Annotated in this window: 15 protein-coding genes; 5 read left to right on the plus strand and 10 right to left on the minus strand. The window is 41.1% G+C overall.

Annotation, left to right across the window (positions count from 1 at the left end; translation table 11 throughout):
• The first annotated feature begins 258 nt into the window (after positions 1-258).
• From M3182_RS13750 to M3182_RS13760, 3 genes are all read left to right on the plus strand, one after another.
• On the plus strand, positions 259-933 hold the full coding sequence (locus M3182_RS13750) for a DNA alkylation repair protein (protein ID WP_251558497.1): 675 nt from the start codon (positions 259-261) through the stop codon (positions 931-933).
• Between the two features lie 78 nt (positions 934-1,011).
• Positions 1,012-1,866, plus strand: a complete 855-nt coding sequence (locus M3182_RS13755; RefSeq protein ID WP_251428109.1) for a Cof-type HAD-IIB family hydrolase — start codon at positions 1,012-1,014, stop codon at positions 1,864-1,866.
• A gap of 74 nt (positions 1,867-1,940) precedes the next feature.
• Positions 1,941-3,011, plus strand: coding sequence for a PQQ-dependent sugar dehydrogenase (locus M3182_RS13760; protein ID WP_432806712.1), 1,071 nt, complete (start codon positions 1,941-1,943; stop codon positions 3,009-3,011).
• A 77-nt stretch (positions 3,012-3,088) separates the two neighbouring features.
• On the opposite strand, the gene M3182_RS13765 is transcribed toward M3182_RS13760, so the two are convergent.
• From M3182_RS13765 to pdxK, 10 genes are all read right to left on the minus strand, one after another.
• Complete coding sequence (locus M3182_RS13765; RefSeq protein ID WP_251558501.1) at positions 3,089-3,991, minus strand: FixH family protein; 903 nt, start codon at positions 3,989-3,991, stop codon at positions 3,089-3,091.
• Positions 3,988-4,653 (minus strand): ABC transporter ATP-binding protein, encoded by a 666-nt coding sequence (locus M3182_RS13770; protein WP_251558503.1) that lies wholly within the window; start codon positions 4,651-4,653, stop codon positions 3,988-3,990. Before M3182_RS13770 ends, M3182_RS13765 begins: the two co-directional genes overlap by 4 nt.
• The gene (locus M3182_RS13775) at positions 4,650-5,447 is read right to left on the minus strand and encodes an ABC transporter permease (protein ID WP_251428101.1); all 798 of its coding nucleotides are present in this window, start codon (positions 5,445-5,447) and stop codon (positions 4,650-4,652) included. Before M3182_RS13775 ends, M3182_RS13770 begins: the two co-directional genes overlap by 4 nt.
• A gap of 2 nt (positions 5,448-5,449) precedes the next feature.
• Entirely contained in the window at positions 5,450-6,781 is a 1,332-nt protein-coding gene (gene nosD / locus M3182_RS13780; protein ID WP_251558505.1) for a nitrous oxide reductase family maturation protein NosD, read from the minus strand.
• Positions 6,778-7,344 carry a hypothetical protein gene (locus M3182_RS13785; RefSeq protein WP_251428096.1) on the minus strand — a complete coding sequence of 189 codons (567 nt, stop codon included), beginning with the start codon at positions 7,342-7,344 and terminating at the stop codon, positions 6,778-6,780. Before M3182_RS13785 ends, nosD begins: the two co-directional genes overlap by 4 nt.
• Positions 7,345-7,736: 392 nt before the next feature.
• Positions 7,737-9,614, minus strand: a complete 1,878-nt coding sequence (gene nosZ, locus M3182_RS13790) for a Sec-dependent nitrous-oxide reductase (protein WP_251428094.1) — start codon at positions 9,612-9,614, stop codon at positions 7,737-7,739.
• Between the two features lie 51 nt (positions 9,615-9,665).
• Positions 9,666-10,124, minus strand: coding sequence for a c-type cytochrome (locus M3182_RS13795; RefSeq protein WP_251428092.1), 459 nt, complete (start codon positions 10,122-10,124; stop codon positions 9,666-9,668).
• A 313-nt stretch (positions 10,125-10,437) separates the two neighbouring features.
• Entirely contained in the window at positions 10,438-11,103 is a 666-nt protein-coding gene (gene bshB2, locus M3182_RS13800; protein WP_251428090.1) for a bacillithiol biosynthesis deacetylase BshB2, read from the minus strand.
• Between the two features lie 91 nt (positions 11,104-11,194).
• Positions 11,195-11,542, minus strand: a complete 348-nt coding sequence (locus tag M3182_RS13805; protein WP_251428088.1) for a YojF family protein — start codon at positions 11,540-11,542, stop codon at positions 11,195-11,197.
• A gap of 33 nt (positions 11,543-11,575) precedes the next feature.
• Positions 11,576-12,394 carry a pyridoxine/pyridoxal/pyridoxamine kinase gene (gene pdxK / locus M3182_RS13810; protein ID WP_251428086.1) on the minus strand — a complete coding sequence of 273 codons (819 nt, stop codon included), beginning with the start codon at positions 12,392-12,394 and terminating at the stop codon, positions 11,576-11,578.
• Positions 12,395-13,041: 647 nt separating this feature from the next.
• Here pdxK and fdhD point away from each other — a divergent pair.
• Together fdhD and M3182_RS26605 are read left to right on the plus strand one after the other, a co-directional pair.
• Positions 13,042-13,854, plus strand: coding sequence for a formate dehydrogenase accessory sulfurtransferase FdhD (fdhD, locus tag M3182_RS13815; protein WP_251428083.1), 813 nt, complete (start codon positions 13,042-13,044; stop codon positions 13,852-13,854).
• 36 nt (positions 13,855-13,890) lie between these two features.
• Positions 13,891-14,463 (plus strand): twin-arginine translocation signal domain-containing protein, encoded by a 573-nt coding sequence (locus M3182_RS26605; RefSeq protein WP_490715554.1) that lies wholly within the window; start codon positions 13,891-13,893, stop codon positions 14,461-14,463.
• The last annotated feature ends 7 nt before the right edge of the window (positions 14,464-14,470 follow it).

Below are 14,470 nucleotides of genomic sequence, written 5' to 3' on the forward strand. Positions count from 1 at the left end.
TAAGGAAGTTATACAGGAGACCGTAAAATACGGTAGCCCTAGTTTCCTATTGACTAAATTCAATTATTAACATTGTTATCAAAAAAGATAGGGTTTAAACCCTTAATTTATTTTCACAGAAAAGAGCTTGCAAACCTAATTTTAAACATACGAAATGGCTACTATATCGTTAAAATCGGCTTTAGGATTTTAACAACAATCTTTACGATCAGCCTTTTAGGTAGAATAGAAATGAATACAATGTAAGGAGCCAATAACATGAAACAATTTGTTGAAGATTTGAGAGGTCGGTTGGCAGCGAATGCAAATCCTGAGAATGCTGAGCAAATGGCTCGTTATATGAAGAACCATTTCCCTTTCTTTGGGATCAAAACGCCCCAACGGCGAGAGATTGCGAATGAATTTTTTCGCGAAACCGAACTATTAAAAGAACCTTTTGAGGAATCGTTTGTGTTAGCGTTATATGACCAACCAGAAAGAGAATGTCAAATGGTGGCGATTGATTATATCGTTCGGTCACTCAAGAAGTTGGAGAAGAGTGATATTGATTTGATGCACAGGTTGCTTACGACAAAATCATGGTGGGATTCGGTTGATACTTTGGCACAGAAACCTGTAGGAACGATTGTTGCTAACCATCCTGAGTTGATTGCAGAAGTCATCGACACTTGGGCGGTTTCCGAAAATTTATGGTTAAGAAGAACGGCGATTATTTTTCAATTAAAATACAAAGAACAAACGAATGAAGAGCTACTATATCATTACATAAAATTAAATGCAGCTAGCAAGGAGTTTTTTATCCAAAAAGGCATCGGTTGGGCGCTTCGTGAGTATTCAAAAACCAATCCAGAGTCCGTTCGAAATTTTATTCAAAGTCACTCATTGGCGCCTTTGAGTGTCCGTGAGGGAAGTAAACATTTACCAAAAGAGTAATCAGTTAAGAAGAGACTTACTAGGATTCATGTTAGAATAGGACAGAATATAATTATAAAAGATAGTGAAGGTGAAAACATGATTAAATGCATTGCAACTGACATGGACGGAACATTGTTGAACGGATATCAAAAAATCACAGAAGAAAACAAGGCAGCAATTTTAAAGGCTCAGGAGCAAGGCGTTGAAGTCGTAGTCGCAACGGGACGCTCTTATCAAGAAGCAATTTTTGTGTTGGAAGAAGCAGGATTGAAGTGTCCAGTTATTGGCGTGAATGGGGCAGAAGTTCGGACGCCAGAGGGAGAAATCGTCGTTACCAACCCATTAACAAAACAGCAAGCGAAAGAAGCAGCAGCTATTCTTCGTGACTTGGGAATCTATTTCGAAGTGTATACGAATAAAGGAACATATACTGACAATGAGGATAAAGGCATTTCCGCAATCATTGATATTTTTGCGAGTGCAAATCCTGAATTGTCGATGGATTTGCTTGTTGAAGGAGCAAAGGAGCGATTTGTAAAAGGCTTGGTTTCTGTTGTTGAAAACTATGAAATGATCTTTGAAGATGATGAATTTCAAGTGTATAAGTTTCTTGCTTTTTCATTGAGTGAAGAGGAGCAAGCGCGGGGGAAAGAACTTCTTCAAAACCAAGACGGTTTAGCGATTAGTTCATCTGGCCATTTGAATATTGAAATAACGAGCCAACAAGCACAAAAAGGTGTGGCGCTTGAAGCGTTTGTGAAAGAAAGAGGCATCGAAATGTCTGAAACAATGGCGATTGGCGATAATGAAAATGACTTGTCAATGCTTCGTCGTGTTGGCAGAGCAGTTGCGATGGAGAATGCTTCTTATGCAATCAAGGCTGAGTGTGATGTCGTTACAGCGACTAATGATGAAAGTGGCGTTGGGAAGGCAATTTTAGAGGTATTGTAAACAGCATGAACTAACATCCTTCGCCTCAATGCTTGAGGAAAGGTTGAGTTGAATTGTACAAAAAGTGTTTTGGAATGTTCTTAATGATGTTATTCGTTGTTGGGTGCTCAGGTGAGAATCAAGAACAATCTGAGCAGACAAAACCAAGTGAAGAACCTGTAGCAGTTGTGGAGCCTGTGGAGGCAGATGCCTTAGCGAAAAACCTGCGTATTCCCTGGGCAATGAATAAAAGAAATGACACGTTTTATCTTAGTGAACGCGTTGGTTCAGTCGTAAAAGTAGAAAATGGCGGGCAAACTCGACAAAACGTTGTGCTCGAGAAGGAAATTGCCAGTACAGTTCCTGAAGCGGGATTGTTAGGTTTTGTGTTGGCCACAGACTTTGACCATTCACAGAAAGCATTTGCTTATTATACATACCGAGAGAATGATCAGCAATTTAATCGGGTTGTGGAACTATCATTAAATAGGAATGAATGGCACGAAACGAAAGTGCTGCTTGATCAGATTCCAAGTGATCGAGTCCATCATGGTGGCAGGCTTGCGTTGGGACCAGATGGCAAACTTTATGCGACCGCAGGAGACGCCTCACAGCCGGATTTAGCACAAGATTTAAAGTCACTAGCAGGGAAGATTCTACGGATGAACGTAGATGGCTCTGTTCCGGAAGATAATCCGTTTCCAGATTCTTATGTATATAGCTATGGTCATCGCAACCCTCAAGGAATAGGGTGGGCTGAGGATGGAACGATGTATGCCAGTGAACATGGTCCAAATGCACATGATGAAATCAACGTCATTGAAGCAGGGAAAAACTATGGTTGGCCAAAAATAGTCGGAGATCAGTCATTAGAAGGACTAGAACAACCGCTGTTCCACTCGGGGAGCGATACATGGGCTCCTTCAGGTTTGGTTGTTTCAGAAGGCAAGCTTTATGTAGCGACATTACGGGGCAATAGCGTCCGCGAGTTCGACCTAGAAACGAAGACAACAAATGAATTGGTGACAGGGTTAGGAAGAATTCGAGATGTTTGGTTAGAAGGTAGTGAGCTCTATTTTGTCAGCAATAATACCGATGGACGAGGAACACCATTAGAGGAAGATGATAAGCTTTATCGGGTGAACTTGTCTGCCTTGGCAGAATAGCGAAGTAATCACAAAATCAAAAACACACAGCCATATGGTTGTGTGTTTTTGGTGGAAAGAAGAGAATCTGCTTCCATTTACAACAGTTCAATTTCCAACGAATCTACTTGAGAGACGAGCAGTTCTTCGTATTTTTTCTGGGCGGTGAATTGAACTTCCTGTTCACTCGCTTTAGGATTTTCTTCTTTTACCAGCTCAATTACGTCGTCTTGGACCTTTTGAGTTAACACAATCTTTTCATATTGTGTTTGTTGATAGTTCCAGAACTTTTCTTCCCCATATTTAGCAATCAGTTCTTGCGCAACTTTTGAACCTTCATATTGCTTTCGAACTTTTTCAACTTCAGCCTTGATTTCGGCTTCTGCTGCTTGGTGGCCTTTTTCTACTCCAAGCATGGCCATGGCACGTAAGCGGATGATTTGGGCAACGAGCATGTTTTGGTTTTCATTCATTTTTTCTTGAGCATCCCAGTAAGCCATTGCTTCATCTAGGGCCTCGCCTGTGTATTTCTCACGGTCTGTTTCACGGGCCATTTCGATATGAAGCTCATTGATAAATTGGTAAAACGCAACATCTTCTTTTGTGATCCACTCGCCATTAATTGTAGCGACCCCGCCAGCTTCTTTGACATCAAGTTCAACAACCTTTTCGACTTCTGTGCTGCCATTTTTCATCGTTAAAAGAGCTTCCCAACTTCCCGCCATGGGGATGTTCACTTTCGTTGCGTAAGACCCATCCTCCACTTCTTCAAATTGAACTTCCAGTGTACCATGGTCCATTTCGACCATGGCTAATTCAGCCGTAATCTCAAGACCAGAAACAGGGGTGCCATCTTCACGGACTGAAATCTCCATTCGGGCTTCTTTTGCTTTTATAAACGACGGTGCTTGAGTGACTTCTACTTCCCATTTAGGGCTGCTACTGCATGCCGCTAATGTGAGTAGGAGAATCAATCCGATTAGTGTGGACCTTTTTTTCATGTGTTCATTCCTCCTAAATGTTTGAGCTTGATAAATTGTTGGACAGGATATTTCGTGATCTTTCCTCCATCTAAATAAGCAACATGCGTACAGAGTTGTTTAATTTCATCGAGATGATGTGAAGATAAGAGAATCGTTTTATTTTTAAGGCCTTTTAAAATCTCCAAAATTTCTTTACGTCCCATCGGATCAATGCCGCTCGTTGGTTCATCTAAAATGATGATATCGGAGTCCTGATAAAGCGTCACGGCCAAGCCAAGGCGTTGGAGCATTCCTTTTGAGTAGCCTTTAATTGGGATGTCTTTGTCATCCCAGAGTCGAACAGCAGTTAGAATCTCCTTCATTTTTGTTTCCTCGGCATGACCGGTAGCCGCTTTTGCAAAGAAAACCATATTTTCATAACCAGTTAAAGTTGGGTATAGCATGAACTTTTCTGGTAAATAAGCAATCTCATTTTTGCTTTTCCGCTGTTCTGTCCCTTTAATAAGAATTTTTCCAGTCTTAATTGGTAAAAGCCCAAGTAGACTGTTGATAAAAGTAGATTTCCCAGCCCCGTTTCGACCAACGAGTGCACAAACCTCTTTTTGTTCAATTGTAAGGGAGACGTCGTCGAGCACATTTTTTTTACCAAAGGATTGCGTTAGTCCTGTTACTTCGATCATTCAAACCCCTCCTTGCGGTGGAATAGCACTGCTCCGGCAAATGAAAGGATCAGCCAAAACAGTAAATTAAAAAGGAAAAACAATGATGGTGTCAGCCACATAAAGGATTCTAGTAATCTTGACATGTTTCCAAATGAGTAGATGCCAAGGCCTGATTCTAAAAACATCCGCACCGTCTGAATAGGGTTTAAGAAATAAGCCACGGAAAACAATTGGACATTGTCATGTGTAATATTCGGAAGCACCGACAATAAGGCAAAATCGTGTAAGAAAAAGAAGTAAAACCAAATAATGACGGCAATCCCGGCTATCTGCATTCTTGAGCGACTATAACTGCCGATCAACACACCTAGTTGGGTAAACACGAGCATTAATCCAATAATGGTGGCTAATAGGAAACCGTAATCCGTTAGTTGGACCTGAAAGAAAAATTTTAGCGGAACCAAGTAAAGGAAAAACCAAATGAAAACTGGGACGATCAAAACAGTTTGCAGGGCGATACTTTTTTTGAATAAAAAGGTAAATGTGCTTTCTTGTTTCGTTAATAGCATCACTAATGTCTTCTGTTCTTTTTCTTGGAAGACGGAAAACGCCCCAAGGAAAAGGCAGAGGATCGGAATAAAATAGAGGAGACTCTCAAATAAATTCATGATCAAAATATAATAGCCTTGCTCTACGCCATGTCCAGACGATCTAGAAAGCATGAGTAAAGAGACAATGATCATAATCGCTAGTGATAGCCAAAGGCCTTTGCTTCGAATACTTTCTTTCCATTCTTTCCAAATGTAGTTCATCTTCATTTCCCCTTGTTTTGTTGAATTCGTTCGCTTCGCAGGGACCAAATTTTATAAAAGACTAGCAAACCAAGTGCGAGTGAGAGAGCAGCCCATAAATAAGTATGATGATTAGTTGATTGCACGAGTGGGTGGTCGTCCTCAAACATGGTTTTGCTGTTATTCAGTAATTGATGCATTTTTTCATAAACGGTAATTGCTGGGCTTTTTAAAAATAGATAGGTGAGTTCTTGCTCTTCAATCAGTTCATAGAGAGAAGATTGATAGACGGCCGAATGATCACCGATTCCGTTTTGGTCTAAGTCGAGCAGTGGAAATGAACTGCCCCAATTGTTTCCGATTCCATCTTTACTCCAACTGTTGTGGCCTTGCCCACCTAAGGTAACAGCCGGAAGGGTATTGTCGTGAATTGTATTTTCAGTGAAAACTTGTTCGTTGGAGCTTGCCCATAGTTCAATCCCAATTTGATTTTGATAGATTTGATTTCCTCGGATGAGGTTGCGCGTTGCTTGATCTATATATAACCCTCTCTGATTCATGTAGAAAGTATTGTTTTCAATTTGATTATCATTTGCCGATAATAGTAAAAGTCCAAATGAACGATGCCCATAGTTAAAGACAAATTGATTGTTTTCGAGCTTCAGTTCATTGGAGTGCATGATTGCTGCTCCGCCTGTATTAAACGTGAATATGTTGTTTTTAAATTCATTTCGGTTCGAATACATATAATGCAGGCCGTACCTTGTGTGAGAAATTTTATTGTTTGTACTAATGTTGCCATCAGCATAGTCGAAGAACATTCCGTCACGTGTGCCTTCGATTTCGTTATTGGTTAGTACGTTTTGATTCGAATAATAGATATGGAGCCCATTTCCTTGGGCGGCAATTTCCCCTTTGCCACTACCAATGACTTTCACATGATCAATGGTATTTTCATGTGCTTTGCTTAAATAAACGCCATGAAACGAGTCTTTAATGGCTAGATCTCTTAGGGTATTGCCATTTGTATAGACTTTTACGGCCGCATATTCTTCTGAGCTGTTGCGGTCCATACTGCTGTTTTCAATGGCCATATTTTCAACTGTGACCCCTTCGGCACGGATGGAAACGACATTTCCGGTAGCATCTCCCTTGATGACGGTTTTTTCTTGGCCAATTAAGTGAAGGGGCTTATCAATGGTAATGTTTCCTTCATATGTTGTATTTTCGAGTTCGATTTTTGCCCCAGGTTCTGATTTGTCAATGAGTGTTTGGAGATTGACTGTTGCTGCACCTGGCCTGCAGGGGCCAAGGATTAAGGCAAACAGAACGAGCAGGCTCAGGATTTTTTTCATCTTCTTCGATCCTTCCATATGGGAATGAGTAAGAGAATAAACGCAGCGACAACGAGAAACGAACCGGTTTGTAACGAGCTATAAGTCGTAAAGTTAGCTACAATGTTTTCTCCTAAAATTGGGGGAACAAAAGGGTCCATGTCAATTGGTGCCATTGGGTCCAAGTTGGTTCCGAAGTCTTTCAACCATCGTCTTAAATCCCAGACACCTAATACGCCACCAACAGTAAAGAGGCCGATAATGGTAAACAAATAGCCTTTTTTACGAACAATTGCGGCTAGAAGGACGAGGACAGCTAAACCTCCAATTAAGTAGGGTAGATAGTTTAATTCTGGAAAATTCTCTTCACTAAAATTTTTCATGCCAATGTAATGATTAAGTGAATTGATATTATCAATTTCACCTTCTAATTTATCTGGATAAACGATGATGTTGAGCCCTTCAGGATACTGTGGTGCCCAAAATTCCATTCGCCACCATGGAAAGAAGAGGGAAGCGAAGATGAGAAGGGCAGCAAACGCAATGATTACAGATGACCATATTGAAAGTTTTGTTCCTTTCATGCCTTACACGCCTTTCTTAAAGAGACTCTATTCTCAATCCTTGTCGCTTTTTAAATGGTCCTTTTTAAGCCGAACTAACAACGACTAATTATGAGCAAAGAGCCTGCAAGTTATTTTTAAGGGCCTCTTTTCTCGTAGATTAATTGCTTTTTAAAGGAAATATAGATTAATTTAGCTAGGATTCCTTTCTAAAGATCGTTTACAAGGTGAGAAAAGAGCATACAAACTAAGTAGTAATTTAGTGAAAAGCTTATTTCACGTTAAAGTTGGCTTTAGGATTTTAACAAAATAATTTACGAAAACAGTCTTTTAAAAGAATGGCTTTTTCCAAAAATAGTCTTAATAGGAAGAGGGCATCAAACGAATTCGATACCCCATTCCTACTGAATGAATTACGGTTTTACTAGGAAATAGCCAGTCATTTCTTGGTGTAGTGCAGAACAGAAGTTTGTGCAGTAAAGTGGGAAAGTACCCGCTTTTTCTGCTGTAAATTCAATTGTATTGGTTTGACCAGGTTGAACCTCCATGTTTAGGTCATAACCATTGATGGCAAAGCCATGTGTGATATCTTGGTCGAAGTCGATATTGGTTAAGTGGATAAAGACTTTATCGCCTTTATTCACCTCAATCACGTCAGGACGTTCTGCTTTTGCATCAAAGATAAATTTTGAACGCATGGCAATACCGTAAACGTGGACTTCGTCGCCTTTGCGCTCGATTCTTGTTTCTTCTTGGTTGTAAACGGCGTTTGGATTGCCTTCGTCCTTGTCGTAAACGGAAATCGTCTTGATTTTATCGGCTTTAATCATTTGCGCGTAATGCGGTTCAGGGTTAACCGGTGCAGATTGGATGACTTCCATTTTTTCACCGCTTAAGTCAATTAATTGCATCGATTCTGGATGTGACGGACCGACAGAAAGATAACTATCTTTTGCCAACTTGTTCAGAGCAATGATGTATTTTCCGTCCGGCGCGACTGTATCTCCTTCTGCCGCTACAGAGTGGCCAGGAGAGTACTGAACAGGAACACGGTCCAATGTATCCCCAGTGTTTGGATCCCATTTCACAATTTCAGACGAAATGAACATTGTTGTATAAGCCATTCCTGCATCATCAAATTGAGTATGAAGCGGTCCAAGTGCATTTTCTGGGTCGACTTCACGTTCCATAACAGATTCATAGTTTAAAATTGGAATTCCATTGCGTTCGCCAGCAAACTCTTCCTTTTCAATGGCAGCGAAGGCTTTTTCAAAAGAGAAGACCGTCATGGCTGGAGCAAGTTTTCCAGATGCAATAAAGCGTGTTCCGTCAGGAGTAACGTCAACGCCGTGTGGTGATTTGGCAACAGGGACAAGATAAATGCCACCTTTATGTTTTTCAGGGAAGATCATTTTTTGACCTGTTACTTCATCGTACTCTCCATCTGCAATCATCTTTTCAAGCTCTTTCCAGTTGAAAAGAACAATATAGTCACGGTCAGCTTGTGATGCGTTAATTTCAAGGTTCGTCGTTGCTTCTTCTGTGTTATAAGTGGTCATAACAGCCCAGTCACTTGACATGCCTTTCCCAGCATCAGATAGGTCATAAGACCATGGTGGGAGAGCGACTTGATAGGCAATGTTTAATTTTTCTTTTTTCTCATCAAAAGTAACGGCAGACATAACGCCACGGTACTGATCACTATAATCGTCTAGTGAAGCATATTCATGTCCAATCGGGACGGCAAAGCGAGTAGGGAGGAACATGTACTCTGTATTTTCTGTCACAAATGCAGCACAGTGTGGACCGCTTGTGTTTGGAACATCAATGATATCTTTTGTTGTGAAGGTTTCGAGGTTCATAACCGCTGCACGGCTATTTCCTACGTCTGTAGCAAACAAGTATTTTCCATCATAATCCCCGTCGGTTTCGGATAAAGCTGGGTGATGGAGGTCTCCCCATGTGAATCCACCTAACATTTCTTTTGAGTGTTGATCATAGCCGTAACCTGTTGCTGGATCGGGTGTAAACACTGGAATTGTACGAATGTGACGCATGGATGGAACTCCATAAATAAACATTTGACCAGAGTGTCCACCAGAGGCCATTAAATAGTACTCATCTTTTTCACCAAATGGAACATAGACTTTTTCAGCATTTGTTTTGTTTTTATCTCCAGTTGCGTCAGCGGTTGCTTGTGTAGCCGGAGAAGGCGAGAAGTCTGCAAAAAATACAGTCGCCGCCAGTAAACCGGTTACAAGACCAGCAACGGGAGGTACCCATTTCTTCATGCAATTGCACCACCTTAAGATCATTTTTTTAAAGAACTCGTTCTGAAACCTTTATTCCTTTTCTGAAGCATCTTTCAGAGCTTCGACGACTTGTTGAATTTCTTCTTCAGATAGTGGATTTCCACCAATCACGGATGACATAACAGCAGAAGTTGGTTCTTTTAGGAATTCTGTAAGTGGTTTTCCATGTTTTCCTTCTACTTCGTTAAATGCTTTGGACAAATCAGGTCCAGTCGCTCCACCTTGTAAATCAAGAGATGAAACGGAGTGACAAGATAAGCAGCCTTTCGTATTTAAAATTTCCCCGCTTGCAGCAACCGGTTCGGCAGCAGGTTGTTCGGTTTCCTCTGCTGCTGGACTTTCTGCAGCGGGTGTCTCAGTTTCACTTGCGGTTTCAGTTTGAGTGGCAGTAGGAGCTACATCGTCCTTCCCAAGCCACTCAAAGCCTGCGAAACCAATTCCAAAACCAATAACAGCACAAATAATAAAGCTAGCAACTGAATTTGGCATATTGCCGTTTTCCCCCCTTTGATGAATTTACAATTTCATCCTAACGCTTGGAGTGTGGTGGAAATGTGATGGGCCTCACACTTTCGAGGAGGTTTTGTGAAAGATTTGTGAATCGGAGGTGAAGAGAGGAAAACAAAAAACCTGACCTATAGGATAGGTCAGGTTTTGATTGGCCCTAAGCCATCAGGTTTAGGGTAGGGCCTTGGGCTTTTTGTTTTCGCTTAGTTCTAGGTACCAACAAGTCTGATTGGTGACCTTCTTGTACCTGGTGTCACGAGTATAGTCACCAATAAGGGCTATAGGTGGCCTTTTCTTAAAATTGATAAGTCCAAAAGCGTTCAAAATTGATTCGAGCTAATACCTCAGGATCCTGCTGTTTCAAACCTTCAGCCATTCCCTCAATCATTAATTGCGTTTGAGACTGGTGAGCTTTAATGGAGTCGATTTTTTGATCAGCAACCGCGCTCACATCATGAACGATGTCCGCCTCACCAAGCTCTTCGACACAATTATTCGAGAAAGCGACACAATGAAGTTTCGGTCGCTGACCTACAGGAAGCTGTTCAACTGCTTTGACAACCGCTGCACCTGTCGCATCATGGTCGGGGTGAACCGAATAACCAGGATAGAAAGTGATGATGAGTGACGGATTTAGTTCTGCAATCATGTCAGAAATTTGTTTCGCCAACTTCTCTTGATCTTCAAATTCCACCGTTTTATCCCGATAGCCCAACATCCGCAGATCCTGGATTCCAAGGACACGCGCAGATTCTTTTAATTCATACTTTCTGATACTTGGCAATGTCTCCCGATTGGCGAATGGAGGGTTGCCCATGTTTCGGCCCATCTCACCAAGAGTGAGGCAGGCGTAGGTAACAGGTGTCCCCATATTGACGTGTGAAGCAATCGTGCCAGAGACACCGAATGCTTCGTCATCTGGGTGAGGGAAAACAACCAATACTTGCCGTTCCTTTTCCACTCTATCCACACTCCTTTTTTAAAAAAATTCATTCGAAGTAGTATCACTTCGAGAATGGTTCTGCCCGTAGAATCGGCCGCTTGCGCTTTTCCTATTCAAATGGGGTTAAACTGATTTGTAAAGCAACGGCGAGCTTGCCATCAAAGTCGTGGCCTGCAAGCAGTAATCTGCCTTTTGCATCGATTTCATAATGTGTGATGCCTTCCGCATACACCCATCCAAACGGAATTTTAAGGCCAACGCGGTAAGGTCCATCTCCGGTAATTTTCGCGCGTTCATAAGTGATGTTCGCATTACGCATATAAGCGCCTGCTGAGAAAAACTTTTCATTATGATGGGATGCATATGCACCATTCGTTGTTTCAAGATGGACATAAACCTCTTTATTTAAAAATCCATCGAGGGCTTCTTGTACAGATTGGATATTCACTGGATCCAAGGTTCTTCTCCTCCTTTCAGCCAGTTTCGTTGATTACGCTTTGCGGCCAGCCCCAATGCGAGTATAGGCACCGTGCATTACTGGGCCAACAAACTGGTTTAACTTAAATCCATGCTTAATTGCTTCTGAAACGAAATCTTTTGCGACGCTGAAGGCTTCTTCTGCAGGTAATCCTTTTCCAAGTCCTGCTGCAATGGCAGCAGCAAAGGTACAACCAGCACCATGAGTATAGGTTGTATTGAATTTCTCAGATTCAAATAAGTGGAATTCCTTGCCGTCATACATTAAGTCAACTGCTTTTTCATGTTCAAGTTTGCTGCCACCTTTAATCATGACATATTTCGCTCCGAGGTCATGAATTTTTGCAGCGGCTTCTTTCATATCATCCACTGTTTTGATTGGTCCAGTTTGCGCTAATTGCCATGCTTCAAATAAGTTTGGTGTTACCACCGTTGCGCGTGGCAACAATAATTCTCTCATGGCATCTGTATTTTCTGGCATAAGAACTTCATCTTCACCTTTGCAAACCATAACCGGGTCGATGACCACTTTATCAAGCTTGTATTCGTCAATTTTTCGTGCAGCGAGTTCAATAATGTCCACTGAACCAAGCATGCCTGTTTTCATCGAATCAATTCCAACGGATAAAATCGTATCCAATTGTTTTTCGACATGTTCAACCGGTTGCGGAAAGACAACGTGATGCCAGTCATTAGGATCCATGGTAACAATCGATGTCACAGCGTTCATACCATAAACACCGAGCTCTTGGAAGGTTTTCAAGTCTGCTTGTAAACCAGCACCACCGCTGGAATCAGACCCTGCAATTGTTAACACCTTTTTTAAAGTCATTTCTTTCGTCCTCCTTTGTTCTTCCTATATGTACAGGCATTTGGGTTCTATTTCAAGATTATACCACTCGTTTCAGTCGATACAAAGAAAGTTGGTTGGATTCTTTTCTCTCGATAAACATCCTTACGATTTTGCAAGCGGTGATAAAAGTAACTGATAACCATTCAAGTTTTCATTAGGATATTCTATGTGTTTTTTATCGCTCTTTTCTCAAAGATTGTTGTTTTTTTAAAGAAATATAAAGGATGAGAAAGGAGCTTACAAACTAAGTAGGAACGCAGAGAAAGGCTTATTTCGCGTTAAGATCAGCTTAAAGTTGAAACAACAAATTTTACGAAAACAGCCTTAGCAATAAACCCATAAATAACGGAGTGGGAAAAAACTCCTACACAAATTTGTCAAAATTTCGATATTGGTTTGTAACATATGACACAGTGATGCCCTTTGTTTTCCTGTAAATTGGAACTAGAGACACCTTAATAGATTTCTATTGTCACAGTTAAAACTGTGATAAATAATACAGATTTTCGTATTTAAAATTTCTAGAATACTAGGGGAACAATTAAACCGTTGGCCATTTCCTTAAGAGGGTTGTGAAAACCAGTAGCAACAATACTTGGAGGGCAAACGTTTAAGGGGTGAAGAACATGCTCAAAAAGGGTTGTCCTGATGAATATCCAATTAATTTGGTTGTAAATGGGTTTGAAATTGCTGTTTTTCAGTTAACAAGTCAGGATTTAGTAGATTGGGCTTATGGATATCTCTTTTCGGAGGGATTAATTGATCGGGCAGAGGATATTGATGCTGTCAATTTTCAAGAAGGAACGGGAACTTTACATGTTTCCTTAAATAATGATTTTGATCCTAAGCACATGTTTTCAAAGAAAAAGCATTATACGGCTGGTTGTGGTCGTGGCGTGACTTTCTTTTCGATGACAGATGTGAAAAGCTTCCAAAAGGTAAAATCAAACGAGCAATATGCTTTAAGTTACCTTTTAAAAAAGCGTAGTGAATTTGCACAAAACTCGCCTTTGTATTTGGAAACTGGTGGGATGCATGGCGCTTGTATCATCCATGAAGATGGTGAAATAGTCGTTCGTGAAGACATTGGTCGTCATAACGCGGTCGATAAGGTGATCGGTCACGCAATTAGAAAGCGATTACAACCTGAGCGACTTGTGTTATTGACAACTGGAAGAGTTTCATATGAAATGCTCTCGAAAGCAGCAAAGTTTGGGTTTCCAGTTATTGGATCTAGGACAGCGGCGACTAAGCAGGCTGTTCAATTGGCGAGATTTCTCCAAATTGAGGTAGTCGGTTATTTAAGAGGGAAAATGGCCAACGTGTATACTTCAACTGGCAGAATTTACGATGACGTAACAGGATCAACTGTTGCAGAAAAACCAATTGAAAGGGGTGAGGTCTCACTGTTTTCAATTAATCGTACTAATAGGGATTAGGGCTGTTTAATCATAATTTGGGAAGGAGAGAGAGAGATGGTTGAAATCAATCTCAATCGCCGGCAATTTTTAAAGTTGACTGGGGCAACTGCAGCAACATTAGCTGTAGTCGAATTAGGCTTCAATGAAAAAGAAGTACATGCCACATCTAAAGAATTTAAGATTGCCAAAACAAATGTAACACCAACCATTTGTGCATTCTGCGGTGTTGGGTGTGGGATTTTGGTGCACACAGACGACAAAACCGTCGTTTATACAGAAGGGGATCCGGATAGTCCGGTAAACGAAGGAACACTCTGTAGTAAAGGAACCACGATTCGCCAAGTGTACACTTCTGAAAAACGTGTCACTAAACCAATGTATCGTGCTCCTGGCAGTGATAAATGGGTAGAAAAAGATTGGGACTGGATGTACAAAACCATTTCCCAACGTGTAAAAGAAACACGTGATAAATCTTTTGTTGTTGAAGAAAACGGAATTCAAGTAAATAAGACCGAAGCGATTGCTAGCTTAGGAGGAGCAGCTCTTGATAACGAAGAGACGTATTTGCTCGCAAAAATGATGAGAGGGCTTGGCGTTACGTATTTAGAGCACCAGGCACGAATATGACACAGCT

Source organism: Mesobacillus maritimus, assembly GCF_023715205.1.
In the GTDB taxonomy this organism is placed as follows: Bacteria; Bacillota; Bacilli; order Bacillales; family Cytobacillaceae; genus Mesobacillus_B; species Mesobacillus_B maritimus_C.